Source organism: Amycolatopsis endophytica (assembly GCF_013410405.1).
GTDB lineage: Bacteria > Actinomycetota > Actinomycetes > Mycobacteriales > Pseudonocardiaceae > Amycolatopsis_E > Amycolatopsis_E endophytica.
Window position 1 is genome coordinate 582,489 of the sequence record NZ_JACCFK010000002.1, and the last position, 25,408, is coordinate 607,896.

Consider the following 25,408-nt stretch of genomic DNA (forward strand, 5'->3'; position numbering starts at 1 on the left):
ATGGCCGCGCGACCCGAGGACGAAACGGGGGCCCAGGTCACCGCCGCGTATCCGGCCAGGCTGCTCGTCGATTTCCTCGGCACGTTCGTGCGCGGGCACGAGGGCTGGGCTCCGGTCTCGGCGATCGTCGCGCTGATGGTCGAGGTCGGTCTGGACGGGCCCAGCGTCCGCGCCCACATCTCACGGCTGAAGTCGCGCGGCTGGCTGCTGCCCGACAAGCGGGGCACCGTACGGGGATACCGGCTCAGCGCGTCGGCGTCGGCCGAACTCGCCGAGGGAGACGACCTCATCTGGGGCCCGCGCGCGGAAGCCTCGCGCACCGCGGGGTGGGCGCTGGTCACCTTCTCGGTGCCGGAATCCGCCAGGGAAAAGCGGCATCTGCTCCGGTCTCGCCTGGCGGCGCTGGGGTTCGGCGCCATCGGCCCCGGCACCCTGATCGCCCCCGCCCGGATGCTCGGCGCCGCCCGCTCGGTGGTGGACTCGCTCGGGCTGGCTTCCCACGCCGACCTGTTCGTCGCGCGGATCGCCTACGCCGAAGACGTGCACGACATCATCGAACGCGGGTGGAACCTGGCGGACCTCAACGCCGGGTACGCCCGGTTCCTCCGCGAGTACGCCCCGGTCGAACGTCGCTGGGCCCAGCGGGGCACCCGGAGAAGCGCCGAACTCGACGCCGAGGCGTTCCGCGACTTCCTCTTCGCCCTGAACCACTGGCGTGTCCTGCCCGCGAAGGATCCGGGCCTGCCCCTCGACACACTCGGCCCCGGCTGGCACGGCCGGGAAGCCGGGGAGCTCTTCGTCCGGCTGGTGAAGCTGCTCGAGACACGGGCCCGCCGTCACGCCGCGACCTACTGGCCGCCCTGACGCGCGCCGTCGCTCAGGCGGCTGGTTTGCGGGCCACGACCAGCCTGCCCACCGGGCTGTCGATCACACGCAGGTCCCCGAACCCGGCTGCCTCTGCTTCGGCGAGCAGATCTTCCGCGGCAAGTCCGAACGCGATGTTCTGCCTGCGGTGGACGAGCCGGTCGAGCGCGACGCGCGTGGTGGCACCGTCCTGGGCCGTCGTGGGCGGAAACGTCTCCTGCATCAACAGCAGCCCATCGGGCCGCAGTGCGCGCAGCACCGCCTCGAGCACGTCGGCTCGTGTGCCGTCCGGGAAGAAGCCCTGCGCCCAATAGCAGACGGCGAACGCCGACTCGTCTTCGAGAAGGCGCGCGTCCACGGCCCGGACCTCGACGCGGGAGTCAACTCCCACCGCCTTCGCCCGCCTGCGGGTTTCGGCGGCCACCTCGGGGACGATCTCGGCACCCACCGCACGGAGTTCGGGAAACAGCGCCAGCGTGGTGAGCAGCGCACCACCGACACCGGACCCCACATCGAGCAGCGGGCCGCCTTCGGCGAGCCTGTCCCGGTACTCCGGCACTGCCTCGTACACCAGCCCGTACAGCTGCCGGGCGCCCGCACCGGCCTGCACTCCCCAGTCCCGCGCCAGTGCCAGTGCCCCCGCGCCGTCGAGTCCGTGGCCGTGGGCAGCCGCCGCGGTCGCCTCAGCGACGGCGGCGCGTGCAAGGTCGTCCCCATCCAGCACCGTCGGAAGGTCGACGCCGGAAACTCCCGTGACGAGAGCATCGAACGTACCGCTCAACCGGAACGAAGCCCCCGCACTGTCGACCACACCGGCCGAAGCGAGCACCTCGAGCACGTCCGAGACCTGTTCGATCGGCGCGCCGGTTCCGGATGCCAGCTCCTCCACCGTCGTCTCGTGGTGCATTCGTCCGAACCAGCCGGCGTCGTGGACGGCGCGGATCAAGGCGATGAGCTGCGCGCCCACGGCCCAGTCCTTGATCATGGACCGGGCTGTCAAGGCGGCTTGCAGCCGGTCGAGACCCCCGTCGCGATCGCTGGTGTCAGTCATGTTCCCGATCTCCCTGTTCCGAAGGTGTCAGCACGACCGCGTTGACCCGCGCTGCCGGGCGTGGTCTACCACGGCCGCTACCTCAGCGGTTCGACACCACCCGGGTCGTGATGGACCTCACCCCGAGCGAGACACTGGCCGCCTACCCGCGCACCCGCTGGATCGCACCGCTCGCGCTCGAACCGGCCCCGGCGGCGTCGTCTCCTACGCCGGGCGTCCCACCGCAGCCGCACCCGCTCCAGGATGTCGAGCACCACCATCGAAGCGGATGCCGTGGCGGTCGGCGAAGCGAATGAGGCCCTCCCGCAGCGCGCCGACGTTGCGCCCGGTGCCGTGCACCGCGGCCAGTACGGTGAGCTGACGGCGCCCGGGGTGCGCGGGCCCGCGGTACCACCTCGACGGGCTCCACGCGCGCGCCCTGCGGGGCGCGACCGGGGAACTGTGCGGCTGAACCGGTCCGGTTCCGCCGTCGGCGACGCGGCTGGCCGCTGAGCGAAGCAGTGCCGTCTCAGCGCTCAGCTGTCGTGCCCTCGTGCCGCAGACGCTCCAGCCCGGTGCTCGCCCGTACCGCGCTGCGGAACGCCGCGACGGTGTCCCGGTGCTCCCGCCGGCGGGAGGCGATGGCCACTGTGGAGTGCGGCCCGTCCAGTGGCAGGTACCGCACTCCGGGGTGCGGGAAGAAGCGTGTCGCCGGTTCCCCGTGCAGGCCGAGGAAACCGGTGGCCGCCACGGCGAGCGGGATCGTGGTGGGTGAGCGCACCTCGACGGGTTTCCGGGTTCCGCAGCCGCCGGTCCAGTCCACGAGTCCGGGCTGGCCGACCGGCACGAGCCACGGGCGGTCGGCGGCGTCGTGCTCGCTGAGGCGGTCGGCGTCGGCCAGTTCCGAATCCGCGGGGACGACCGCGTAGCGGCCGGTGTCCATGACCGTCTCGACGACGAGGTCGTCGGCACCGCCCACGTTGTGCACGATCGCGACGTCGACCTCGCCGGTGCGGACCGCGTCGTACTGGTTGGACCAGTCCAGTTCGACGTAGGTGAGGTCCACGTCGGGACGGCACCCGGCCATCAGTGAGCGCGTCGCGGGCCAGCGGTCGGCCAGCCCGAAGCCCAGCACCCCCACCCGGAGGACCGGTTCGCCGTGATCTCCCTCGGCGATCTCCATGAGCGCGTCCAGCTGACGCAGGACCCGGCGGGCGCGGGGCACGAAACGCTCGCCCGCATCGGTGAGCCGGACGCGGCGGCTGGTGCGCTCGAACAGCTTCGCGCCCAGTTCACGCTCCAGCTGCTGGATCCGGCGGCCGAACGGCTGGGCGGCGATGAAGTGGGCCCGCGCGGCCCGGCCGAAGTGCAGTTCCTCGGCCAGGGTGAGGGCGTAGCGCACCGACCGGACGTCCATGTCCCATCACCTCTTCCCGCACGGCGGCCGGATTGTAACGTCGCGGGACGCGGTGATCGCAACTTTTCCGGCTCATGATCGCGCCCCCCGTTCCGGGTGATGCTGGCCGCAGCGACGACGCTACGGAGGTCAATGATGAGCCCGCACCGCACCCTGGTCCGAGGCGGCCATGTTCTGACGATGGACCCCGGTCTCGGGGACCTGCCTGCCGGCGACGTCCTCATCGAGGACGGGGTGATCACCGCCGTGGGACCGGACCTGCCGGTCACCGATGCCGAGATCCTCGACGCGACCGGGCACCTCGTGCTGCCCGGCATGGTCGACACCCACCGGCACACCTGGCAGTCCCTGGTCCGCGGGATCTGCGCGGACTGGACGCTGGCCGACTACTACTTCGGCATCCGGCTGGGGATCTCGCCGGCCTACACCCCCGACGACGTCCGGCTCGGCAACTTCTACGGGGCCGTGGACGCGCTCAACTCGGGGGTGACCACGATCCTGGACTTCTCCCACTGCAACAACACCCCCGACCATTCCGACGCCGCGGTGCGCGGTCTGCAGGAGGCCGGGATCCGGGCCGCGTTCTGCTACGGCTTCTTCGAAAGCTCGCCCGGGCAGTCCCGTTTCGGCGCCCACGCCGCCCGGCTCGCGGACTTCCACCGCATCGCCGACACCCATTTCGGCTCCGACGGCCTGCTCACCCTCGGGGTGTCGCTGTCGGAGCTGTTCGGCCTGCCCTGGGAGGACACGGTCGCCGAACTGGCCGCCGCCCGCGAGCGCAACGCCCTGCTCGCCAACCACGCCGGATGCGTGTTCGGCAGCGTGTTGTGCACCGGGATCACCGAGATGGACGCGCTGGGCCTGCTCGGCCCGGACATGGTGCACGTGCACTGCAACGCGTTCGACGAAGCCGAGTGGACCGCCGTCGCGCGCAGCGGGGGCAAGGTGTCGATCTCGGTGGAGACCGAGCTGAACATGGGCTTCGGGCGCCCGGCCTTCGACGGCTGCCGCAGGCACGGGATCGATCCCACCCTGTCGGTCGACGTGATCTCGCTCAACAGCGGTGACCTGTTCCACGAGATGCGCTTCGGTCTCGCCTGCGCTCGCGAGGACGTCCTGGGACCGGTCAACCGGGCCGGGGCGATGCCCGACAGCGTCGGGATCCCGGCCCGCGAGGCACTGGAGTGGAGCACGATCAACGGCGCGCGGGCACTCGGGCTCGGTGACCGGATCGGCTCGCTGACCCCCGGCAAGCGCGCCGACCTCCTGCTCGTCGGCGGCCCCGCGGTCGAACAGCACCCCGTGGTCGACCCCTACGCCACCCTCGTGTTCCAGACGACGGCGGCCGACGTCCGGACGGTGCTCGTCGACGGACGGATCGTCAAGCGCGACGGTGTCCCGGCCACCGACCTGACCGCGCTCACCGCCGAGGCCGACGCCGCCGCGAGCCGCATCCTCGGCCGGGTGCGCGACGCGGGCCGCGCGCTGCCCGGCACCCCGCCTGGGGCCTGGGCCGCGATCGAGCCGATGGCGCGGGAGTTCCACCAGCAGGCCGTGCGGGCCGGGGACGCGGCAGGCCGCGCCATCGAAGGAGCACGCTCGTGAAATGGGTGACCTACGAGTCCGGGTCCGGGCGGCACACGGGGATCCTCGACGGGGACACCGTGCGCGGCCTCCGATCCGGCGTCACGTTGTTGTCCTTGATCGAGGCAGGCGACCACGCGCTCGCCGAGGCCGGTGACACCGCCCGCCGCGCGCCGGAGGAGGTCCGTTCACTCGAGGAGGTGCGGCTGCTCGCCCCGCTGCCGCGCCCGCCCTCGGTCCGGGACGGCCTGTGTTTCCTCGACCACCTGCGCGGCTCCAACCGAGCGCTCGGCCGTAGCGAGGAACTCCACCCGGTCTGGTCCCAGATCCCGGCGTTCTACTTCACCAACGCCGGATCCGTCGCCGGCCCCCACGATGACGTGCCGGTCGCTCCCGGCAGCCGGATGTTCGACCTGGAACTGGAGGTCGGCGCGGTGATCGGGCGCGGCGGGAGGGACCTCTCCCCCGCCACCGCCGAGCGGCACATCGTCGGCTACACCCTGTTCAACGACTGGACCGCACGGGACCACCAGCTCCGCGATCTAGCGCTGGGCCTCGGCATGGGCAAGAGCAAGGACAGCGCGCTGACGCTGGGCCCGGCGCTCGTCACGGTGGACGAACTCGAAGACCACCGCCGGGACGGACGGCTCGCTCTCGACCTGTCCGCCTCGGTCAACGGCGACGAACTCACCCGCGGCTGCCTCGACCGGATGGACTGGACGTTCGGCGAGCTCCTCGCCTTCGTCTCGCGCGGCGTGGACCTCTCGCCGGGGGACGTGATCGGATCCGGCACCGTTCCCGGCGGTTGCCTGCTCGAACACGTGCGCACTCCCGACTTGGCGCAGGCGCGCTGGCTCGTCCCCGGCGACGTCGTCACCCTCCGCGGTCAGGGACTCGGGCAGACCCGGCAGACCGTCGTCGCCGGGGCCGACGTCCAGCCGCTCTCCTCGGGGTTCTGACCGCACGCGCGCAGGGCCGGGCGCCCGCACCGGTCCAGCTGATCACGAAGGAGTACACCGATGCGCACACTCGTCGACATTTCCGTCCCGTTGAAGGCGGGGATCGCCTCGGACCCGCCCGGGGCGCGACCGGAGATCGACTACTACACCCATGAGCAGACCGTCGCGGATCTGCTGGCCTTCTTCCCGGGCGCCACGGTGGAGGACCTGCCGGACGGGGAGGGGTGGGCGCACGAGCGGGTGCGCATCACCACCCACAACGGCACGCACCTCGACGCGCCCTACCACTACTCCGCCACGATGGACGGCGGCGCCCGTGCGATCACCATCGACGAGGTGCCGCTGGAGTGGTGCCTGCAACCGGCCGTGAAGCTCGATTTCCGCCACTTCCCCGACGGTTACGTCGCGACCGCGGACGACGTCCGCGCCGAACTCGACCGCATCGGTCACGACCTCTCACCGCTGGAGATCGTCGTCGTCAACACGGCGGCGGGCGCTCGTTACGGCGAGGAGGACTACGTGACCTCCGGGTGCGGCGTGGGGCGGGAAGCGACCCTCTTCCTGCTCGACCAGGGCGTGCGCGTGACCGGCACCGACGCCTGGAGCTGGGACGCGCCGTTCGTCCACACCGCCGCCCGGTACGCCGTCGAGCGCGACGCCTCGATCATCTGGGAGGGCCACCGGGCCGGCCGGGAAATCGGCTACTGCCACCTGGAGAAGCTGCACGGCCTGGACCGGCTCCCCGACAGGGGCTTCCAGATCGCCTGCTTCCCGGTCAAGGTGCACGCCGCCTCCGCGGGCTGGACCCGCGCCGTCGCGATCCTCGACAGCTGAGGTGGGCGCGGCGAGATCCGGGGACCGCCCGAGACGTCCGTCGCGGATCAGCTGGTCCAGCAGCTGCTGACGTTGCGCCGTCGCACCGGTGGACGAGGCGCCGGCGCCCTACGATGGCCGGATGGCAGGAGCGGGTTTCGTGTTCTTGGCCGTCATCTTCTTCGTCTCGGTCGCGGGGGCGCTGTGGCCGGTCAGGAACCCGCGCACGCTGGCGGCCGTGCTCCTGCTCCACCTCGCCGCCTCGATCACCGGATTCGTCCTGCTCGCTGTCGAGCGATCCGCCACCCCGCGAACGGTGGTCCTGCTGGTGACCTTCGTTCCGGGTTTCCTGATCGCGCTGTTCCGGTTACTGCTGAACACGACCGAATGGGGTGAGCGTTTCCGCTCCTGACGAGCGCGACAGATTGGTTGACAATCTGCTACTTTGTCAACCAATCAGCGAGGGACGGAGGCGCTATGACGGCGGCGCGGCACGCGAACGTGCTTCCCGAGGCGATCTATGCGGACCTGCGGTCGAGCATCATCGCGCAGGAGATCGCGCCCGGCGCGACCGTGACCGAGTCCACCGTCGCCGCGCGGTTCGGCGTCGCGCGCCAGACCGCGAAGGCCGCGATCGGGCGCCTCGTCGTCGAGGGGCTCCTGCGCCGCGAGACGCACAAGGCCGCGCGCGTGCCCGCGCTCACCGCGGCCGAGATCGCCGACGTCTACGACAGCCGCGCGGTCGTCGAGTCGGCGGCGGTCGCGCGGCTCGAAGGCATCCCCGCCGCCGCGCTCGCCGCCCATCGCGCCCTGATCGAGGCCGGGGCCGACTTCGCGCACCAGGACATCGCGTTCCACCGCGCGCTGGTCGCGGGCCAGCCCAGTTCGCGGCTCGCGCGCATGCACGCGCTCATCATGGGCGAGGTCGAACTCTGCATCGGACAGGTGCAGGCCGCGCACCTGCTCAGCGCCGACGACGTGGTGGCACAGCACCAGGGCATCCTCGACGCCGTGCTCGCCGGTGATCCCGGGCGCGCGGCCCGCCTCACGGCCGAGCACATCGCGGTCAGCCGCGACCGCCTCCTCGCGCACGTCGACTCCTGACTCCGACCGAAAGGCACACCATGGTGACCCGTCAGGTTCCGAAGCCGGGCGAGCTGCTCGAGTTGATGAAGTTCAAGAAGCCGGAGTTCAACGCCAGGAAACGCAGGCTGGACGCCGCGCTCACGATCCACGATCTGCGCGCGATCGCGAAGCGACGCACCCCCAGGGCCGCGTTCGACTACACGGACGGTTCGGCCGAGGAGGAGATCTCGCTGGCCCGCGCCCGCCAGGCGTTCCTCGACGTCGAGTTCAGCCCCTCGATCCTGCGCGGCCTGCCCGACGCGGTCGACACCTCGACGCAGATCTTCGGCGGCCCGTCTGCCCTGCCGTTCGCGATCGCCCCGACCGGCTTCACCCGCCTCATGCACACCGAGGGCGAGATCGCCGGCGCGTCGGCCGCCGCTGCCGCCGGGATCCCCTTCACGCTCTCCACGCTCGGCACGACATCGATCGAGCACGTCAGGCAGGCGAACCCGGACGGTCGCAACTGGTTCCAGCTCTACGTCATGCGTGACCGGGAGATCTCCTACGACCTCACCCGGCGCGCCGTCGCGGCCGGTTTCGACACGTTGTTCTTCACCGTCGACACCCCCGTCGCGGGGGCGCGCCTGCGCGACAAGCGCAACGGTTTCTCCATCCCGCCGCAGCTGACCCCCCGCACGATCGCCAACGCGATCCCGCGGCCCTGGTGGTGGTGGGACTTCCTGACCACGCCCAAGCTCGAATTCGCGTCGCTGAGCTCGACCGGTGGCACGGTGGGCGAATTGCTCAACGCCGCCATGGACCCGTCGATCTCGTTCGACGATCTCGCGGTCATCCGCGACCTGTTCCCCGGCAAGATCGTCATCAAGGGCGTGCAGAACGTCGCCGACGCGGCGAAGCTGGTCGACCTCGGCGTCGACGGTCTCGTGCTCTCCAACCACGGCGGCCGCCAGCTCGACCGCGCGCCGATCCCGTTCCACCTGCTGCCCGACGTCGTGCGGGAGGTCGGCAGGCACACCGAGATCGCGATCGACACCGGCATCATGTCCGGTGCCGACATCGTCGCCTCGCTCGCGCTCGGCGCGAAGTTCACGCTCGTGGGCCGCGCCTACCTGTACGGGCTCATGGCCGGCGGCCGCGACGGCGTCGACCGGATGATCCACATCCTGCGCGAGGAGATCGAGCGGACGATGAAACTGCTCGGCGTCGCGGCGCTGGAGGAGCTGACCCCCGAGCACGTGACCCAGTTGCAGAGGCTCGCCCCGCGGCCGAAACCCTGAGGCGAACCGCGTCCCTGGGTGAAGACTCGCCGGCTCGCGCATCCCCGGCCCCGTGGGTACTGCCGGGCCGAGGCTGCCCCCGGAAACCGCCGCGTCGTTGCCGGCCGTCACAGCTTCCTGTTCGTGCTGGGCACCGCGATCTTCTGACCGCCGATCCACACCTGCCGGATCCGGGTGGTCGCCTCGATCTCCACGGTGGGGTCACCGTCGACGAGCACGAGGTCCGCCCGTCGCCCGGCGGCCACGACACCACGATCGGCCAGGCCGAAGGCTTCGGCCGCCGCGCTGGTGGCCGCGCGGAGCGCCGCCGCCGGCGACAGGTCCGCGTCGACCAGGAGCCGGAGTTCCTCGTGCAGCGACTCGCCGTGCGGGGGCGAGAACGGCGCGGAGGATTCGGCGTTGGCGTCGCTGCCGGCCACGATGGTCACCCCGGCCGCGTCGAGGGCGCGGACCGAGTCGCGCGCGTTGTCGTAGGCCAAGCCCAGCGCGGGGTTGCTCCCGATGGTCGTGCAGACCCCCCGCATCATGGTCAGCGTCGGGGACGCGACGGCGACCTGTGCCGCCAGGTCCGCGGTGACGGCGGCGTTCATCGGGACGTGCGTGACGACGTCCACGGCCGCCTCCACCGCCAGCCGGTAGGCGCCGAGAGTGGTGGCGTGCGCGACGACCCGCAAACCGTGGTCGTGCGCGGCACGCACGAGGGCCGCCACCGTTTCCGGAGCCAGCGCCTTCGCACCGGGCAGGCCCGGGTCCTCGACGAGGATCTTCAGGTAGTCCACCCCGTCGCGAACCCTGCGCGCCACGAACGCCTCCGCGCTGCCCGGCCCGCACACGGCGATCTCCCCGGGATATCCCAGGGCCGCGATGGGCCCGGAGTCCGGCGCGACCGCGGGAAAACCGGCGCTGAACAGGTCGGTCACCCCGTCGAGGTGACGCAACGGCAGGGTCGCGCCGGGATCCGGTGCCGCCATGTCGAGCGCGGTGGTGACTCCCCACCGGGCGCACGCCGCCAGCTCCGCGCGCCTGCCCACGTGCACGTGCGTGTCGATCAGGCCCGGCAACAGGGCACCCCCGCCGCCGTCGGCCGTCCGGGCACCCGGCACCGCCTCCGCGACGATGCGGTCGCCATGGAGGTGCACGGAACCGGGTGGCGTCAGGCCGGTGCCGTCGAAGATCCGTACGTTCTCGATCGTGATGGCTTCCACCGCGGCTCGCCTCCATGAGAAACTGGACCACTTACCAGTCTTGTTGGAACAGTAGCTTGTCTAGTTGGAGTTGCGATGCCGACCCCTCTGCCCCTCTTGCTGGCCATGGCGTTCCGGCTGCTCACCGACCGGCTGCACCAGCGCCTGGCGGACGAAGGAGAGCAGGTGCGCCCGGTGCACGGTTTCGCGCTCAGCCATCTGATGAGCACCGGCGGAGCGACGGCGGTGGAGCTGGGCGCCTACCTCGGCGTGACCAAACAGGGCGCCGCCCACGTCGTCGGTGAACTGGAGCGCGCCGGGTACGTCGAGCGCGTCGGCCATCCCACGGACGGGCGCAGCCGTCTGATCGTGACCACGCAGCGGGGACGAGCACTGGTGTCCCGTGCCGCGCAGATCTGGGCCGAAGAGGAAGCGGACTGGGCCGGACTCGCCGGTGCCGACCGCGTCCGGGACCTGCGCGCGACCCTGGAGATCCTCCTGGCCACCGGCGAGGATGGGAATTCGCCCCTGCGGCCGATCTGGTAGCCGCGAGCGACCTCGCTCAGCTCGGCGATGGTCGCGTCCAGCACGGCCTGGCCGTCTCGCCCGCGCTGCCCTCGGTGTCCACCGTCCCACGATAGGCGACCTCCGTGGCGGGACGGCGTCACCGTGCGGGGAGCCGGGCGAGCCACTCCTGGAACAGCTCCCCGTACCGCGCCGCCCGGACCGGGTCCGGTTCGAGGGTCCGGAACTCGCAACCCAGCCGGGCGCGGGCGTCGTCCAGGCCGGGGGCCAGCCCGGAGCCGACGAGGGCGAGCGCCGCCGCGCCGAGGAGGGTCACGTCGGGCTCGGTGCAGACCTTCGTGACCCGCCCGGTGACATCGGCGCGGAGCTGGGCGGTCAGCGGCGACCGGGCGGTGCCGCCGGCGAGGGTGACCGGCAGGGCGCCCGCCGGGTCGAGCAGGTCCAGCCCCTCGCGCACGGTGAAGGCCGCGCCTTCCTGCGCGGCCCGCAGCAGGTGCGCCGCCGTGTGCTCGGGACGCTGGCCGAGCACCCCGCCACGATCGGAGGCGCACCAGCGCGGGAAACGGGACCCCGTCAAGGACGGCAGCACGACCAGACCGGACGCGCCGGGCGCGACGGCGGCCAGCTCCGCCTCCTCGACCGCGCCCACCAGTGAGCGCCAGTGCGCCACGGCACCGCCGGTCATGCCGGTCGCCCCGCCCGCGATCCAGTGCCCGCCCGCCAGCGCCGGGTTGATCATCGCCGCGGCGGGCGCCGCCGCCGGGTCGGTCACCGGCATCCCCACGACGTCCGTGGTCCCGGCGACGTCCGCGATCCCGGACGAGCCGAGCAGCAGGCCGATCCCGACCGATCCGTCCGGGCCGCCCGCCACGACCGGCGTTCCGGCGGGCAGTCCGCACGCCACGGTCAGTTCACCGGCCACCGCCGTCGGTTCGAGCTGCGGCGGGAACATCGCCGCATCCAGTCCCAGCGCCGAGAGCGCCGCGGTGTTCCAGCGGCGCCGCCGCACGTCCGACACCAGCGTGTAGGCCGCGTCCACGGTGTCGGTCGCCACCGTCCCCGTCAGCCGGGCGACCAGGAAGTCCTTGGGCGACAACAGGTACCGCGCCTTCGCCGAGCCCGACAGCGCGTAGGCCAGCGCCCCGCCGGTCAGCGCGGGCCGCCCGCCCGCGGACAGCAACGACTCCCGCACCGGGCCCGGGACCGACGCCAGTTCCGGCAGCCCGCGCGGATCCGACCACCCGCCCGCCTTGTCCACCACCCGGAGGGATTCGCCGACCGGCACCGTCCCGATGTGCGCCGAGATGGCCAGCGCCCGCGGCCGCGCGTCCAGACCGGACAGCGCCGTGGTGACCTCGTGCAGCAGCGTTTCGGCGTCGAAGAACTCGCCGCCGCCCGCCGCCCGCGCGACTCGCACGGAGGCCGTCACGTCGCCGGACGCGGACACCACGGCGGCCCGGACGGCGGAGGTGCCGACGTCGACGGCGACCACCTCGTCGGCGACCGTCATTCCGCGTCGATCCGCAGCAGCAGCGGGAAACCGGGCAGCGTCCACCCGTAGGTGAACTCCACGACCCCGGACGCGGAATGCGTGAGCCGCTGTCCCGCCAGCACCGGGGAACCGGCCTCGGACTCCAACAGCCCGGCCTGTTCGGCGTCGAGGATGGCCGCGGTCAGCGCCTGGTCCGCGTACTGCAGTTCCACGCCGTACCGCTCGGTCAGGGTCCGGTACAGCGAGCCCTCGATCAGCGGCTCGCGCACCAGCCCTGGCGCGACGGCGTAGGGGATCCACGCGTCCTGCAGCGCGGCCGGCTTCTCCCCGACGGTCCGCACCCGGGTCAGCCGGTTGGTCGGGTCGCCTTCGGTGATCCCGAGGCGCTCGGCCACCTCGGCCGTCGCTTCGGCGACCTCGCTGCGGATCACCCTGCTGCCGACCGGCTCGTCGGCGCCGGCCAGCTCCGCGGCGAACGAGCGCAGCCGGTTGAAGCGGCGGCCGTGGCGGGCGAGGTCGCTGACGAAGGTGCCGCTGCCCTGCTTGCGGACCACGAACTCGTCCGATCCGAGCACGTCGAGCGCCTGCCGGACGGTCATCCGGCTCACCCCGTACTGCCGCGCGAGATCGTGCTCGCCCGGCAGCTGGGCGTGCGGGGCGAGCGCTCCCGACCGGATCTGGCCGACGATGTCGTCGTAGATCACCCGGTACATCGGACCGCGTTTCATCAGATCGCCCCGTCTTCGCCCAGCTCGCGCACCTGCTCCGGCGTCATTCCCAGGATTGTGCCGTACACGTGGTCGTTGTCCTCGCCGACCAGCGGTGGCGCCTTGCGCACCGTCGGCGGCGACCTGTCCATCTTGACCGGGTTGCCCGGCATCCGGATGGTGCCCAGCGCCGGATGCTCGGACTCCACGACCATGTCCCGCGCGGCGATCTGCGGTGAGGCGGCCACCTCGGGCACGGTGGCGACCTTGGCGAACGGGATGCCCGCCTCCTCCAGCACGGCCGCCACCTGCTCGCAGGTCAGCGGCCGCGCCCAGTCGGCGACCGCCTTCTCCAGCAGCTCCGCGTTCGCCATCCGGCCGGGCACCGTGGCGTACTCGGCGGTCTCCAGCAGGTCCGCGCGCCCGATCGCGCGGCACAGCTTGGGGAACAGCGAATTGGTACCGGCCTGGATGTAGGTGTCGCCGTCGGCGCACTCGTAGACGTTGACCGGCGCGGTCAGCAGGTCCCGCGATCCGCTGCGGGGCAGGTCCGCGCCGAGCATGAGCCACGAGATCAGCCGGGTGCCCAGTGTGGCGAACATCGAGTCCAGCGACGCGACGTCCACCCGCTGCCCCTCGCCGGTACGCATCTTGTGCATCAGGGCGGCGAAGGTGCCGATGGCGGCCTGGTAGCCGGTCACGTAGTCGGCGATGTAAGTGCCGGTCAGCGTCGGGCTGCCGGTCTCCTCACCGGTGACCGACATCAGTCCCGAGGACGCCTGCGCGATCGCGTCGAACAACGCCCGCTTCGCCAGCGGGCCGGTCTGCCCGAACCCGGAGATCGACACCATGATGATGCCGGGTTTGAGTTCGGTGAGCCGCTCGTAGCCCAGGCCCATCTTGTCCATGGTGCCCGGCCGGTAGTTCTCCACGACCACGTCGGCCCACCGCACGAGGCTCTCCAGGACCGGCAGCGCCTTCGGGTGCCGCGTGTCGAGCGTGGCGCCGTACTTGTTGCGGTTGTACAGCATCGTGTACACGCTCTCGCCCTCGTAGAAGGGCTCGTGGTGCCGCGCGTCCTCGCCGCCGGGCCGCTCGATCTTGACGACCTCGGCGCCGAAGTCGGCGAGCACCTGGGCACAGCTCGGCCCCGCGATGAAGCGGGACAGGTCGAGCACCTTGACTCCGTGCAGCGGACCTTCCACCGATGGCCTCCTCAGTTCTGGTGCGGCACGAACGCCGGGTAGGTCCAGGCGCTGGGTTCGCGGTCGAGCACGACGTCCACCACGTACGGTTTCCCGCTGGCGAAGGCGAGCCGGACGGTCTCGACCAGGTCCACCACGTCGGTGACGCGCTTGCCGGGCAGCCCCATCCCCTTGGCCACCTGGGCGAAGTCGACGTCGCCGAAGTCGACCCCGGTGGTGCGGCCGTCGAAGTGCAGCACCTGCTCCTGCCGGATGTTGCCGTAGCTGGAGTCGTTGAGCACCACGAGGCACACCGGCCCCCCGGCGCGGGCCAGGGTTTCCAGTTCGCCGAGGCTCATGCCGAGCGAGCCGTCGCCGATCAGGGCGAGCACCGGGCGCTGGGGGTCGGCCGCGACCGAGGCGATGGCGCCGGGCAGCGCGAAGCCCATGTTGCCGAACCCGACCGGTTTGATGTAGCGGTTCGGTTTGGTCATCTGCCACAGGAACGACCACACACCCGGGTTGCCGGCGTCCGGGATGAGCACCGCGTCCTCCGGGGTGGCGTCGCGCAATGCGCGCACCACGACGGCCGGGGAGACCACGCCGCGGTTGGCCGGTTCGAGTGAGGCGGACAGTTCCCACCACTGCTTTTCGGCGTGCTGCAGGGATTCGATCCACTCGCTGCGTGATGCCCGCGCGTCGGTGGCGCGCTCCGCGGTGGCGGTGACGAGGTCCGTGGCGAACGCTTTCAGGTCGCCGACGACACCAGTGGTGACCTCGCCGTAGTAGCGGCCGATCATCGCCGGGTCGACATCGACGTGGATGATCTCGGGCAGCTCGAGCCGCCAGCGGCCGGTGGACACCGCGTTGAGGCTGTTGCCCAGCGCCAGCACCAGATCCGCCTCGGCGATCACGCGGCTGGTCAGGTTCGTGCCCATCCGTGACAGCGCGCCGAACACCAGCGGGTGCGTCGTGGGCACCGCGCCGATGCCGTTGAACGTGGTCACCACCGGGATGGCGAGCGCGTCGGCGAGCGCGAGCACCTCGTCGGCGGCCCGCGCCCGGTTACCGCCGTTGCCGAGCCAGATCACCGGCTTCTTCGCGGCCAGCACCCGTTCGGCGACCGCGGCGATCTGCTCACGGGAGGCGACCGGCCGGGTGCCGACCCACGCGCGTGCCGGGTGCACCGCAGGCACCTCGGGCGGATTGTCGACCACCTTTTCGATGGTGTCGCGGGCGAAGTCCAGGTGCACCGGGCCGGGGTTGCCGGTCATGGCATTGACATAGGCTTCCTCCATCGCCTGTTTGATCGAGGAGGCGTGCGCCACGAGCCGCGCGTACTTGGTGAACGGCGCGAAGATCTGCACGTGGTCGGCGTTCTGGGCGTCGTCCTTGTGGATGTTCTCGCCGTTGTTGTTGCAGGTGACGATGATCGACGGGCTGGAGTCCCGGTAGGCGCCGCCGACGCCGGTGAGCAGGTTGGTCGCGCCGGGCCCAGTGGTGGCGATGGCGACCGCGGGCCGCCCGGTCAGGCGCCCGAACGCGTCGGCCATCACGGCCGCCGCACCCTCGTGCCGGGTGTGCACGAACTCGATCGACGGGGTGTCGATGAGCGCGTCCGTGATCGCGAGCGTCTGCCCCCCGACGACACCGAAGACGTGGGTGATCCCCAGCGACTCCAGCATCTTCACGACCAGCCGGCCACCGGTCATCTGTTCCGACATTCTCATCCCTCTCGTTGGTTTTCCGGCAGCGGAGCCGACGCCCACCCGGCGGCGGACAGGCCACCGTCGGCCCGGCGCACCCACACTTCGAGTTCGGCGCGCCCGTACCGCACCCCGGTGACGACGGCGTGCGCCTCGATCGGCTCGAACACGTCGACGGTCTTCAGGAACTTCACGCGCAGCCACCCGCCGGTGAAGAACGCGGTACCGAAGAAGTGGCTGAGCAGCTCGGCGAGCACGGCGAACTGTTGCTGCCCCTGCACGATCGGCACGCGCAGCCCGCCGGCGCGGGCGGTGGCGAGGTCGTTGTGGATGTTGCGCACGTATTCACCGGCGCGGGAGAACACCGCGGCCTGCTCGGCGGTGATGACCTTGTCCAGCGTGGGCAGGACTCCGCCGACGCCGACCCCCTCGACGGCCGTCGTCCCGAGCGGGTACGCGCCTTCCGGCAGTTCGCCGGTGACGCGCTTGTCCGGGTGGGAACTGCCGCGGCCGGCGATGGCGCCGGGCTGCGTGCGCAGGATCTCCACGCCACGGTGGCGGACGACACTGCGCCCGTCCTCGGTGGTCGCGGACGCCTCCATCACGACATAGCCCTGGCCACGGCGCTCGTAGGCTTCGACGTACTCACCCTGCAACGTCACGATGTCGTCCAGGAAGGCGGGCGAGTCGAACCACATCTGCTCCTCGGTGTGCAGACCGACCACTCGGGACGCCGCGTACACGGTGGTGAACAGCTGCACGAGGTCGTTGCCCAGCAACGCGGCGTGCGCGACGCGGCGGCCGTCGAAGGGGCTCGCGGCGGTGTGCCACTCGTGGTGGTCGCCCTGGGTGAAGGCGAACCGGCGGATCTTGTGGTCGTCGATCCGCACGGTGACGGGCCCGAGTTTCTCCGGGATCTCCAGGTTCCCGAACTCGGGTTCCTTGAGCCCGGCCTCCACGTCGTCCACGGTGGCCGCGCGGCGCGGGTCGGTGAGGTCACGCCACACCTCGGTCATGTCACGCCTCCTCGGTCGTCGCGTGCGCGACGATGTCCTTGCGGTTGGTCTCCGGTGCGGCCAGCGCTGCCCAGATGCCCAGTGCCAGCACGACGACCGTGATCAGCACGACCGGCCACGGGTTGCCGCCGGTGGCGATCAGCAGCGCGGTGGCGGCGTAGGGCCAGGCGCCGACGAGGATGCTGGGGATCTGCGCGGCCAGCGAGACGCCGGTGTAGCGGGTGGTGGTGGCGAACAGCTCGGAGAACATGCTCGGTTCGACCGCGTACATCGCGCCGACGCCGAGTGCGTAGGTCACCGTCACCGCCAGGATCACCAGCGGCACCGAGTTCGTGTCGAGGATCCAGAACAGCGGGAACGCGGTCACGATCCCGATCCCGGCACCGAGGATGTACACCGGGCGGCGGCCGATCCGGTCGGACAGCCTGCCCAGCAGGTAGAAGGTGACGATGCCGACCGCGGCGGCGATGGTGCTCGCGAGGAGCATGTCGCCCTTGGCGATCCCGGTGTAGTTGGTGGCGTAGGTGAGCACGAAGGTCAGCAGGATGTAGCCGAAGATGCCCTCGCCCAGCCGCAGCGCCATGGTGATCAGCAGCGGCCTGCGTTCCTGCTTGAGCACGGTGGCCAGCGGCGTCTTCTCCTCGCTGGTCTCCTTGTCCTCCAGCAGCTTCCGCGCGGCCACGAACGCCGGCGTCTCGGTGAGCTTGACCCGGATGAACAGGCCCAGCAGCACCAGCACGATGCTGGACAGGAACGGCAGCCGCCAGCCCCACGCCAGCATCTGCTCCTCCGGCAGCAGCGAGACGAGGGCGAAGGCGCCGGTGGAGATCACCAGCCCGACCGCGTTGCCGACCTGCGGGAAGCTGCCGTAGGCGCCGCGTTTGCCTTCCGGCGCGTACTCGACCGCGACCAGTGACGCGCCGCCCCATTCGCCGCCGACGCCGAAGCCCTGCACGATCCGCAGCAGCACCAGCAGGATCGGCGCGAGCACCCCGATCTGCGCGGTGGTGGGCAGCACGCCCATCAGGAACGTCGCGCCGCCCATCAGCAGCAGCGTGGTGATCAGCGCGCCCTTGCGGCCCAGGCGGTCACCGATGTGCCCGAAGACGATGCCGCCGATCGGGCGCGCCACGAAGCCCACCCCGAACACGGCGAACGCCGAGAGCGTGCCGGAGATCGCACTCTGCGCGGGGAAGAACAGCTCGCCGAACACCAGCGCCGAAGCCGTGCCGAAGATGAAGTAGTCGTACCACTCGACGGCGGTGCCGACGAGGCTCGCGATCGCCGCCCGCCGGGCCAGCTTCGCCCGCCCTTCCGGGGTTTCCGGCGGCGCGGCCGCCACGGTTGCTTCACGCATGGGGACTCCGTTGTCATGAGGTGCGCGGGAGGTGAGGTCTAGATGACTAGACATTTTTATCTCCTCCCGCGCACCGCTGTCAATGGGGACGGTCAGCCGAGCAGCGGCGACGGTCCCGCGGTCACGCCGTCGAGGGCCGCCGAGGCCCAGCCGAGCGCGGTGCGCGTGCCGTCGTCCTTGGTCGTCCACACCTCCAGTTCGAGGCGGCCGTCGCGCTCACCCAGGACCGCGCCGTGCACCGTGAGCGCCTCACCGACGAACGTGGGGTTCACGAACCGCAGGTCCAGGTCGCCGCTGGTGAACCAGCTCGCGCCGAAGAAGCGCACCATCGTCTCGACGATCAGGCCGGTCTGCTGCTGCGCCTGCACGATGGTCCTGTCCAGCCCGGACCTCGCGGCCTTTTCCATACTGGTGTGGACGTTGGAGTAGCCCTGACCGGCCCACGAGAAGACGTCCATCTGGTCCTGGGTGAACGCCCGGCGCGGCCCGTACACCGGGGTGCCCTCCGCGAGCCCGGCCGCCGCCCGCTCCGCCGCGGGCAGGTCCTCGCGCGCCTGCGCACGGACCCGGCGGCCGTCACCGTCCCCGGCGCTCTTGCGGCCCACCACCTCACCGGCGACGGTGCGCATGATCTCGCGCCCGACGTGCGTCACCAGCAGGCGTCCGTCCTCGCCGCGGGCCTCGGCTTCCAGCACCACGTAGCCCTGGCCGCGCCGCTCGTACTTCTCGGTGTAGCCACCGGTGACGCGTACCCGCTCCCCCACCTTCACCGGCGCGTGGAAGGTCAGGTGCTCGTGGGTGTGCAGGCCCTGCGCGGTGTTGCCGTCGTAGCCGTCGTAGAACAGGAACAGCAGATCGTTGGCGAGCACCAGCGCGTGCCCGACCGGACCGCCGAACGGCGACGCCCCGAAGTACCACGACCCGTAGTCGCCCTGCGCGAACGCGTAGGCCCGCACCTTGTCCTCGTCGACGACGAGGTCCACCGGGCCGAACGGCTCCGGGATCGTCACCAGCTCGTAGCGGGCCTCCTTCTTGCCCGCGCCCGGCTGGACGTATCGCTGCCGCGTGCTCGTCATACCTTCTCCTCCCACTTCAGATGACCCCGCCCGCGCGCATCCGCTCGATGTCCGCTGTGGACAGTCCGAGCACGCGGCGGTAGACCTCGTCGTTGTCCTCGCCCGCCACCGGCGGGGGTTTGCGCACCTCGCCAGGGGTGTCGCTGAGCTTGATCGGGATTCCGGGCAGGCTGACCGTGCCCACCTCGGGATGCGTGACGTCGAGCATCATCTCCCGCGCCTTGACCTGCGGTGAGTCCACGACTTCCGGCACGGTGGCGACCTCGGAGAACGGCACACCTGCCGCGGTGAGCCGCTCGGCCAGTTCGGCGCGGGTGAGTTTCGCCGTCCACGCGCCGACGATCGCGTCGATCTCCCGGACGTTCGCCAGCCGCCTGGTCGAATCCGAGAACCGCTCGTCCAGCGCCAGCTCCGGCTGCTCCATCGCCCGCGCCAGGCGCGGGAACATCGGGTTCGTGCCCGCATGCAGGTACACGTGCCCGTCGGCGGCCGGGTAGACATTGGCGGGCACGGTGATCTGGTCGCACGACCCGGTGCGCTCGGGGACCTTGCCGAGCATCGCGTACGCGCTGGGGTGCGTGCCCATGCAGGCGAACAACGCGTCGACGCAGCTGATGTCCACGTGCTGACCGCGGCCAGTGCGTTCCCGGCCCTGCAGCGCGAGCAGCGTGCCCATCACGCCGTGGAAGGCGGAGATGTAGTCGGCGACGAACGTGCCCGCCATCACCGGCGCGCCCTCCGGTTCGCCGGTGACCGACATGAGCCCGGACGCGGCCTGCGCGATGGCGTCGAACAGCGCGCGCTGCGTGTTCGGCCCGGTCTGGCCGAACCCGGAGATCGAGGTCAGGACCACGCGGGGGTTGATCCCGGCCATCCGCTCGTAGGGCAGGCCCATCGCCGCCATCGTGCCGGGCCGGTAGTTCTCCACCACCACATCGGATTCGGCGACGAGCTTTTCCAGCACCGTCAGCGCTTCCGGGTTGCGCGTGTCGAGGGTGATGCCGTGCTTGTTGCGGTTGTAGACCATCGTGTAGATGGAGTGTCCGTTGTGGAACGGCAGGAATTTGCGGGCGTCCTCACCGCCCGGCCGCTCCACCTTGATCACCTCGGCGCCCATGTCCCCGAGGATCTGGCAGCACAGTGGCCCGGCGATGAACCTCGACAGGTCCAGCACCCGCACCCCGTCCAGTGGCCCGCTCATGCGATCTCCTTCCGTGCCGCGGCGCCCGTGATCGACGCGACGACGTCGTGCTCGCCGACGTCCTCGGTGGCCACGTCGGCCGCCTTGGTCCCCTTGCGCAGCACCACGATCCGGTCGGTCAGCTCCATCACCATCGGGATGTCGTGGCTGATCAGCACGATCGCCGCGCCTGCCGCGGACAGCTCCCGGATGGTGTCCACCACCCGCGCACTCTCCTGGACGCCCAGCGCCGCTGTCGGCTCGTCGAGCAGCACCAGCCGTCGGCGCCACAGCTTGCACCGCGACAGGGCCACGGCCTGGCGCTGACCACCGGAGAGTGCCGTGACCTGCGCGCCCGGCTCGGGCATGTTGATCGACAGGGTGCTCAGCACCTCGCGCACCTCGGTGCCCATCCGGCGCCGGTCGACCCGCCGCCACGGGCCCCAGCCGCGGGTGGGTTCACGCCCGAGGTAGATGTTCTCCGCGACCGTCAGGTTGTCGCAGAGACCCAGATCCTGGTAGACGGTCTCGATCCCGGCGTCGCGCGCCTGCTGCGGTGTGCCGAGCCGGACGGGTTTCCCGTCGATCTCGAAGGTGCCCGACGTGGGCTGCACCGCGCCGGCGAGCGACTTGACGAACGTGCTCTTGCCCGCCCCGTTGTCGCCGACCAGTCCGACCAGCTCACCCGGCCGGATCTCGAAGTCCACTCCGGCCAGCGCGCGAACGGCGCCGTAGTGCTTGGTGATGCCGCGGGCGCGCAGCAGCGGCTCGCTCATCGGGTGTCCCCCTTCCGGCGCTGCTGCACGGCAGCGAAGACCACGGCCGCGATCACCACGAGTCCCTGCGCGATGAGGTAGAGGTAGGAGGAGACGCCGAGCAGGGTCAGCCCGTTGGCCAGCGTCTCGATGAACAGGACACCGATGATCGTGCCGATCAGCCTGCCGCGCCCGCCGAACAACGCGACACCGCCGACCACGACACCCGCGATGACGTCGAGTTCCAGCTGGTCGCCCACGGTGGCGTTGCCCGAGTTGAGCTGCGCGGCGTAGAGGATGCCGCCGAGCACGGCGAGGCACTGCACGACGACGAACGTGCTGACGCGCAGCGCGTTGACCTTGAGACCGTACCGGCGCGCCGCTTCGGTGTTGCCGCCGATCGCGTAGAGGTGACGGCCGTAGCGGGTCTGGCGCAGCACCCACATCCCGGCCACGACCACCACGAGCGTGAGCCACACCGGCGCCGGGATGCCGAGCAGCCGCCCGTCCCACAGTGGCGACAGCGCGTCCGGCAGCGGCGAGATCGTGACGCCGCCGCTGAGCGTGAAGGCCAGCCCCTGCAACGCGGTCAGCAGTCCGAGCGTGATGATGAACGACGGGATGTTCCACACCACGCGCAGCGCGCCGGTGAACAGGCCGATCAGCGCGCCCATCGCGAACACGGTCACGATCGCGACCGGCAGCGGCACGTGGGCCTCGACGGTGAGCAGCGCGAGCACCACCGTCGTGAGCCCGATCGTGGAACCGACGGACAGGTCGATCTCACCGGTGAGGATCACGAACGTCTGCCCCACCGCGACGATCATCAGCACGGAGGTCTGCTGCAGCAGGATGGACAGGTTGGTGGCGCTGGCGAAGTTCGGGGCGAACACCGTCCACAGCACGGCCAGCAGCACGAGCCCGCCACCGATGCCGAGCTCGGCGCGCCACGCGGCCAGGCGGGGTGTCCGTGTCGCGTCCGGTGGTTTCCCGGTCGGCGGGGCCGCGGCCTGGATGGTCATCACACCACTCCTTTGTGGACGGATCAGCGGTTGTCGAGTTCGGAGTAGAAGGTGTCGAGCGCCTGCCGGTCGCCGTTGCGGTAGATGACCGGGTCCACACTGGAGGTCGGCGGCACCGGTTGCGAGCGGGCGAGGGCGACGCCGGTCCGCAGCGTCTGGTACCCGACCTGGTAGGCGTCCTGGTCGGCGACGGCGAGCACCGGCGAGTCCGGGCGGGCCAGCAGATCGGCGAGCCGGCGGGACATGTCGACGCCGACGATCTTCACCGGCGAGTGCATCCGGGCGGCCGCCGTGGCCGCTCCCTGCAGTGCCGCGCCGTTCCAGGCGAACACGAGCTGGGTTTCGGGGTGGCTCTGCAGCACGGTCGCGAACGCTTCGGCGCCCTTCTCCGGTGAGCCGACGGCCTCGGCGGTGGTGACCACCTCGGCACCGGTCGCCTGGGCCAGGAACGCCTCCCGGCGGGGCGGACCGTGCGATTCGGTCTCGCCGGTGAGCAGGGCGACCTTGGCGTGCCCGCCGAACATGCTGTCGAGGTAGCTCTGCGCGACCCGGCCGACGGCTTCGCCGAGCGCTTTCTGGTCCACGCCGACGAAGTAGCCGAAGGAGGCGTCCCGCACGCGTTCGTCGTACTGCACGATCGTCTGTCCCCGTGCCCGCGCCCGGCGGAGCGCGGCGGCGGAGGCTTCCCCGTCGTAGGGCGCGACGAGCAGCACGTTGTCGCCGCGCGCGTACATCGTGTCCAGGACCTGGCTCTCGTTCTGCAGTTTGCGGTCGGAGACGTCGACGTGCAGCGGCACACCGGCCTCGGCGGCCGCCTGGCGCATGCCGGCCTCCACGAGTTGCCAGAACTCCAGGTCCCGGGCGTACATCAGCGCGCCGACGCGGACCTCATCGGTCTGGGTCGTGTTGTCGGGCCTGGTCTCCAGGCCGGTCGAGCAGCCCGCCAGTGCGAGCAGGAGCACCACGAACAGGGCCGTGGAGCGTCGAGCGGTGGTCACGGATACTCCCCAGACGTCGTCGGCCAGGTCTCCAATACGTCTAGACATCTAGCCATGACGCTCTCGGGGTTGTCAACCCTGGCCTGGGCGGTGAAGCCGAGGAAGTCGGTGGGACCCGGTGCGGCCGGGCAAGGTCGCGCCAGACGGGCGGAGCAGCTCTACCGGGCCGCCGCCCGTGGCGGGAGCCCGCGCCACGGGCGACCCTCGCCATCACCGGCACGATCACGCTGTTCGCCCGGCACCCCGGCCAGTGGAACCTGCCGCGCGCGGACCGCCGCGGCGTCCGCGAGTCCCGGCCGCCGATCCACCACGGGTTCGCTCACTCCGACGACGCGGATTCCTTGCGCTGCTTGGCGTTGAAGCGCGCCTTCTTCTGACGATTCCCGCACGTGTTCATCTCGCACCATCGACGGGTGCGGCTCTGGCTGGTGTCGAAGAAGGCAGCCTGGCACGTCGGCGACGCGCACAGGGCGAGTCTCCCGTCTCGTTCGCCCGCGATGATGCTGATCGCGTCGGCGGCGATGACGCCGAGCGCGTCTTCCACCCGCGATGGCGAACTGAGCCGCCACCGTCGCGCGCCTTCGGGGGTCAGGGCTGCCGATGCCCGGCCCCGGGCGCTGCAGTCGTTGATGATGTCGACAGCGGCGGACGGCAGCGCATTCCGCAACGCGGCCGCCGTCGCGGCGGCATGGATCGACTCCCTCAGTTCCCGCGCGCGGTCGAACTGGGCCGGGGTGCAGGAGTCCACATCGAGACCGCTCACCACCAGCCAGTCGACGAGTCGCCGTGGCGTGGGAATGCGCTCCACGGGTTCGCCGCGGCGCTCCGTCAACGTCGCCGTGAAGCTGGTCGCCAGCACGCTACCGAGGCGGAACTCGGGGAACTCGGCACTCATGGAACCACCTTAGCCGGTTGCGTGACGTCCTGTCGTGCTGCTAGAACCGTCTTAGCCGGTTCCGTGACCGAGGAGGTCCGATGCTCCGTTCGACCAGCGACGTGCGGGCTTTCCAAGCCCACGCACCCGACGCCGACCTCGACGATCTGAGCGCGCGGCTGGCCGCGGCGCGGCTGCCGGAGGCCGAGACGGTTCCCGCCGCTCGCCGGTGGGACCAGGGCGTTCCGCTCGCCGACCTCGTCGATCTCGTGCACTACTGGCGCACCGCCTACGACTGGCGGTCGTTCGAAGAGCGCCTCGACCGGATCGGCCGGTTCCGCACGACCATCGACGGGCTGGGGATCCATTTCCTGCACCGCAGATCCGCGCGCGCGGACGCCACTCCGCTGATCCTGACCCACGGCTGGCCGGGCAGCATCGCCGAATTCGTCGACGTGGTCGACGAGCTGGCGGATCCGGAAGACACGCGTGCGCCCGCGTTCCACGTCGTGGTTCCCTCGCTGCCGGGGTTCGGGTACAGCGGCAAACCGGCCACCACCGGGTGGGGAACCGAGAAGATCGCGGCCGCCTGGGTGGAACTCATGGGGCGGCTCGGCTACCGCGAGTTCGTCGCGCACGGCGGTGACTGGGGAGGCAACATCACCACGGTGCTCGGCGGCCGGTTCCCGGCACACGTTCTCGGCATCCACACCACGTTCGCGGAAGCACCGCCCGGTTTGACGACGGACGGGCTGACCGCGGCCGAGCGCCGCTGGACCGAGGAAACGCACCATTTCTGGCGCCACCACGCGGCGTATGCGAAACAGCAGGCGACGCGGCCCCAGACCATCGGCTACTCGCTCGTCGACTCACCGGTCGGGCTGCTCGCCTGGATCCTCGACAAGTTCGCCGAGTGGTCCGACACCGCAGACAGCCCGTTCGAGAGGATTTCCCGGGACCGCATTCTCGACGACGTCACCCTGTACTGGCTGACCCGGACCGGCGCGTCGGCGGCCCGCATCTACTACGAAAGCCACAACTCGCTCGACCCCGAGCTCCGCGTCGACATCCCCTCCGCCATCACCATCTATCCCCGCGACATCGAAAAGTACCCACGCCCCTGGGCACGCGAGCGGTACCGGCAGATCGTCCGGTGGCGCTCCCCCGAAGCCGGAGGGCACTTCCCCTCACTGGAGGTTCGCGAGTACTTCGTCCAAGACCTGCGGGAGGGCCTCGCGGCGGTGCTGGCGGCCGACCGGTGAACCCGTCGCGCATGATCGGGGTGCGCACCGTCGAGAC

The 25,408-nt window shown here is 71.2% G+C and carries 24 protein-coding genes; 9 read left to right on the top strand and 15 right to left on the bottom strand.

Going from position 1 to position 25,408, the window contains the following annotated elements:
- Positions 1-864, top strand: a complete 864-nt coding sequence (locus tag HNR02_RS28440; RefSeq protein ID WP_179776644.1) for a PaaX family transcriptional regulator — start codon at positions 1-3, stop codon at positions 862-864.
- Between the two features lie 13 nt (positions 865-877).
- Here the strand turns inward: HNR02_RS28440 and HNR02_RS28445 are convergent, their stop codons facing one another.
- The gene (locus tag HNR02_RS28445; protein WP_179776645.1) at positions 878-1,915 is read right to left on the bottom strand and encodes an SAM-dependent methyltransferase; all 1,038 of its coding nucleotides are present in this window, start codon (positions 1,913-1,915) and stop codon (positions 878-880) included.
- Positions 1,916-2,423: 508 nt separating this feature from the next.
- Positions 2,424-3,311 (bottom strand): LysR family transcriptional regulator, encoded by an 888-nt coding sequence (locus HNR02_RS28450; RefSeq protein WP_179776647.1) that lies wholly within the window; start codon positions 3,309-3,311, stop codon positions 2,424-2,426.
- Positions 3,312-3,446: 135 nt separating this feature from the next.
- Between HNR02_RS28450 and HNR02_RS28455 the strand changes: the two genes are divergently transcribed.
- The 6 genes from HNR02_RS28455 to HNR02_RS28480 all read left to right on the top strand — a co-directional run bounded on the left by HNR02_RS28455 (position 3,447) and on the right by HNR02_RS28480 (position 9,033).
- Positions 3,447-4,916 carry an amidohydrolase family protein gene (locus tag HNR02_RS28455; protein ID WP_179776649.1) on the top strand — a complete coding sequence of 490 codons (1,470 nt, stop codon included), beginning with the start codon at positions 3,447-3,449 and terminating at the stop codon, positions 4,914-4,916.
- Entirely contained in the window at positions 4,913-5,854 is a 942-nt protein-coding gene (locus HNR02_RS28460; RefSeq protein ID WP_179776650.1) for a fumarylacetoacetate hydrolase family protein, read from the top strand. The genes HNR02_RS28455 and HNR02_RS28460 overlap by 4 nt, the downstream gene beginning before the upstream one ends.
- A gap of 60 nt (positions 5,855-5,914) precedes the next feature.
- Positions 5,915-6,688 (top strand): cyclase family protein, encoded by a 774-nt coding sequence (locus HNR02_RS28465; protein WP_179776652.1) that lies wholly within the window; start codon positions 5,915-5,917, stop codon positions 6,686-6,688.
- Positions 6,689-6,809: 121 nt separating this feature from the next.
- Entirely contained in the window at positions 6,810-7,079 is a 270-nt protein-coding gene (locus HNR02_RS28470) for a hypothetical protein (protein WP_179776654.1), read from the top strand.
- Between the two features lie 65 nt (positions 7,080-7,144).
- Positions 7,145-7,771: a GntR family transcriptional regulator gene (locus tag HNR02_RS28475; protein WP_179776655.1), complete on the top strand. Its 627-nt coding sequence runs from the start codon at positions 7,145-7,147 to the stop codon at positions 7,769-7,771.
- Between the two features lie 20 nt (positions 7,772-7,791).
- A complete protein-coding gene (locus tag HNR02_RS28480) occupies positions 7,792-9,033 on the top strand; it encodes an alpha-hydroxy acid oxidase (protein WP_179776656.1) in 1,242 nt (413 codons plus the stop codon).
- A gap of 107 nt (positions 9,034-9,140) precedes the next feature.
- On the opposite strand, the gene HNR02_RS28485 is transcribed toward HNR02_RS28480, so the two are convergent.
- Positions 9,141-10,238: an amidohydrolase family protein gene (locus HNR02_RS28485; protein WP_179776659.1), complete on the bottom strand. Its 1,098-nt coding sequence runs from the start codon at positions 10,236-10,238 to the stop codon at positions 9,141-9,143.
- 75 nt (positions 10,239-10,313) lie between these two features.
- Between HNR02_RS28485 and HNR02_RS28490 the strand changes: the two genes are divergently transcribed.
- Positions 10,314-10,763 carry a MarR family winged helix-turn-helix transcriptional regulator gene (locus HNR02_RS28490; protein ID WP_179776661.1) on the top strand — a complete coding sequence of 150 codons (450 nt, stop codon included), beginning with the start codon at positions 10,314-10,316 and terminating at the stop codon, positions 10,761-10,763.
- A gap of 118 nt (positions 10,764-10,881) precedes the next feature.
- Here HNR02_RS28490 and HNR02_RS28495 read toward each other — a convergent pair whose 3' ends face one another.
- The 12 genes from HNR02_RS28495 to HNR02_RS28550 all read right to left on the bottom strand — a co-directional run bounded on the left by HNR02_RS28495 (position 10,882) and on the right by HNR02_RS28550 (position 24,130).
- Positions 10,882-12,252, bottom strand: a complete 1,371-nt coding sequence (locus HNR02_RS28495; RefSeq protein WP_179776663.1) for a xylulokinase — start codon at positions 12,250-12,252, stop codon at positions 10,882-10,884.
- Entirely contained in the window at positions 12,249-12,962 is a 714-nt protein-coding gene (locus tag HNR02_RS28500) for a GntR family transcriptional regulator (protein WP_218914304.1), read from the bottom strand. The genes HNR02_RS28495 and HNR02_RS28500 overlap by 4 nt, the downstream gene beginning before the upstream one ends.
- Positions 12,962-14,146: a CaiB/BaiF CoA transferase family protein gene (locus tag HNR02_RS28505; RefSeq protein WP_312861200.1), complete on the bottom strand. Its 1,185-nt coding sequence runs from the start codon at positions 14,144-14,146 to the stop codon at positions 12,962-12,964. The genes HNR02_RS28500 and HNR02_RS28505 overlap by 1 nt, the downstream gene beginning before the upstream one ends.
- 11 nt (positions 14,147-14,157) lie before the next feature.
- The gene (locus tag HNR02_RS28510) at positions 14,158-15,855 is read right to left on the bottom strand and encodes a thiamine pyrophosphate-binding protein (RefSeq protein ID WP_246339300.1); all 1,698 of its coding nucleotides are present in this window, start codon (positions 15,853-15,855) and stop codon (positions 14,158-14,160) included.
- The gene (locus tag HNR02_RS28515; RefSeq protein ID WP_179776666.1) at positions 15,852-16,847 is read right to left on the bottom strand and encodes a MaoC family dehydratase; all 996 of its coding nucleotides are present in this window, start codon (positions 16,845-16,847) and stop codon (positions 15,852-15,854) included. The genes HNR02_RS28510 and HNR02_RS28515 overlap by 4 nt, the downstream gene beginning before the upstream one ends.
- A gap of 1 nt (position 16,848) precedes the next feature.
- On the bottom strand, positions 16,849-18,204 hold the full coding sequence (locus tag HNR02_RS28520; protein WP_179776668.1) for an MFS transporter: 1,356 nt from the start codon (positions 18,202-18,204) through the stop codon (positions 16,849-16,851).
- 92 nt (positions 18,205-18,296) lie between these two features.
- Positions 18,297-19,280, bottom strand: a complete 984-nt coding sequence (locus tag HNR02_RS28525) for a MaoC family dehydratase (protein WP_179776670.1) — start codon at positions 19,278-19,280, stop codon at positions 18,297-18,299.
- A 16-nt stretch (positions 19,281-19,296) separates the two neighbouring features.
- Entirely contained in the window at positions 19,297-20,481 is a 1,185-nt protein-coding gene (locus tag HNR02_RS28530) for a CaiB/BaiF CoA transferase family protein (protein ID WP_179776671.1), read from the bottom strand.
- The gene (locus HNR02_RS28535) at positions 20,478-21,236 is read right to left on the bottom strand and encodes an ATP-binding cassette domain-containing protein (RefSeq protein ID WP_179776672.1); all 759 of its coding nucleotides are present in this window, start codon (positions 21,234-21,236) and stop codon (positions 20,478-20,480) included. Before HNR02_RS28535 ends, HNR02_RS28530 begins: the two co-directional genes overlap by 4 nt.
- Positions 21,233-22,237 carry an ABC transporter permease gene (locus tag HNR02_RS28540; protein ID WP_179776674.1) on the bottom strand — a complete coding sequence of 335 codons (1,005 nt, stop codon included), beginning with the start codon at positions 22,235-22,237 and terminating at the stop codon, positions 21,233-21,235. Before HNR02_RS28540 ends, HNR02_RS28535 begins: the two co-directional genes overlap by 4 nt.
- 23 nt (positions 22,238-22,260) lie before the next feature.
- On the bottom strand, positions 22,261-23,235 hold the full coding sequence (locus HNR02_RS28545; RefSeq protein WP_179776676.1) for a sugar ABC transporter substrate-binding protein: 975 nt from the start codon (positions 23,233-23,235) through the stop codon (positions 22,261-22,263).
- A 319-nt stretch (positions 23,236-23,554) separates the two neighbouring features.
- Entirely contained in the window at positions 23,555-24,130 is a 576-nt protein-coding gene (locus HNR02_RS28550) for a CGNR zinc finger domain-containing protein (protein ID WP_179776677.1), read from the bottom strand.
- Between the two features lie 80 nt (positions 24,131-24,210).
- Here HNR02_RS28550 and HNR02_RS28555 point away from each other — a divergent pair, with 80 nt between their 5' ends.
- On the top strand, positions 24,211-25,371 hold the full coding sequence (locus tag HNR02_RS28555; RefSeq protein ID WP_179776679.1) for an epoxide hydrolase family protein: 1,161 nt from the start codon (positions 24,211-24,213) through the stop codon (positions 25,369-25,371).
- Positions 25,372-25,408 lie beyond the last annotated feature (37 nt).

Bases quoted from the DNA above. Each gene is read 5' to 3' on its own strand.
- HNR02_RS28440 (WP_179776644.1), top strand. From the start codon at position 1: ATGGCCGCGCGACCCGAGGACGAAACGGGGGCCCAGGTCACCGCCGCG.
- HNR02_RS28445 (WP_179776645.1), bottom strand. From the start codon at position 1,915: ATGACTGACACCAGCGATCGCGACGGGGGTCTCGACCGGCTGCAAGCC.
- HNR02_RS28450 (WP_179776647.1), bottom strand. From the start codon at position 3,311: ATGGACGTCCGGTCGGTGCGCTACGCCCTCACCCTGGCCGAGGAACTG.
- HNR02_RS28455 (WP_179776649.1), top strand. From the start codon at position 3,447: ATGAGCCCGCACCGCACCCTGGTCCGAGGCGGCCATGTTCTGACGATG.
- HNR02_RS28465 (WP_179776652.1), top strand. From the start codon at position 5,915: ATGCGCACACTCGTCGACATTTCCGTCCCGTTGAAGGCGGGGATCGCC.
- HNR02_RS28470 (WP_179776654.1), top strand. From the start codon at position 6,810: ATGGCAGGAGCGGGTTTCGTGTTCTTGGCCGTCATCTTCTTCGTCTCG.
- HNR02_RS28475 (WP_179776655.1), top strand. From the start codon at position 7,145: ATGACGGCGGCGCGGCACGCGAACGTGCTTCCCGAGGCGATCTATGCG.
- HNR02_RS28480 (WP_179776656.1), top strand. From the start codon at position 7,792: ATGGTGACCCGTCAGGTTCCGAAGCCGGGCGAGCTGCTCGAGTTGATG.
- HNR02_RS28490 (WP_179776661.1), top strand. From the start codon at position 10,314: ATGCCGACCCCTCTGCCCCTCTTGCTGGCCATGGCGTTCCGGCTGCTC.
- HNR02_RS28495 (WP_179776663.1), bottom strand. From the start codon at position 12,252: ATGACGGTCGCCGACGAGGTGGTCGCCGTCGACGTCGGCACCTCCGCC.
- HNR02_RS28500 (WP_218914304.1), bottom strand. From the start codon at position 12,962: ATGAAACGCGGTCCGATGTACCGGGTGATCTACGACGACATCGTCGGC.
- HNR02_RS28510 (WP_246339300.1), bottom strand. From the start codon at position 15,855: ATGAGAATGTCGGAACAGATGACCGGTGGCCGGCTGGTCGTGAAGATG.
- HNR02_RS28515 (WP_179776666.1), bottom strand. From the start codon at position 16,847: ATGACCGAGGTGTGGCGTGACCTCACCGACCCGCGCCGCGCGGCCACC.
- HNR02_RS28520 (WP_179776668.1), bottom strand. From the start codon at position 18,204: ATGCGTGAAGCAACCGTGGCGGCCGCGCCGCCGGAAACCCCGGAAGGG.
- HNR02_RS28525 (WP_179776670.1), bottom strand. From the start codon at position 19,280: ATGACGAGCACGCGGCAGCGATACGTCCAGCCGGGCGCGGGCAAGAAG.
- HNR02_RS28530 (WP_179776671.1), bottom strand. From the start codon at position 20,481: ATGAGCGGGCCACTGGACGGGGTGCGGGTGCTGGACCTGTCGAGGTTC.
- HNR02_RS28535 (WP_179776672.1), bottom strand. From the start codon at position 21,236: ATGAGCGAGCCGCTGCTGCGCGCCCGCGGCATCACCAAGCACTACGGC.
- HNR02_RS28540 (WP_179776674.1), bottom strand. From the start codon at position 22,237: ATGACCATCCAGGCCGCGGCCCCGCCGACCGGGAAACCACCGGACGCG.
- HNR02_RS28550 (WP_179776677.1), bottom strand. From the start codon at position 24,130: ATGAGTGCCGAGTTCCCCGAGTTCCGCCTCGGTAGCGTGCTGGCGACC.
- HNR02_RS28555 (WP_179776679.1), top strand. From the start codon at position 24,211: ATGCTCCGTTCGACCAGCGACGTGCGGGCTTTCCAAGCCCACGCACCC.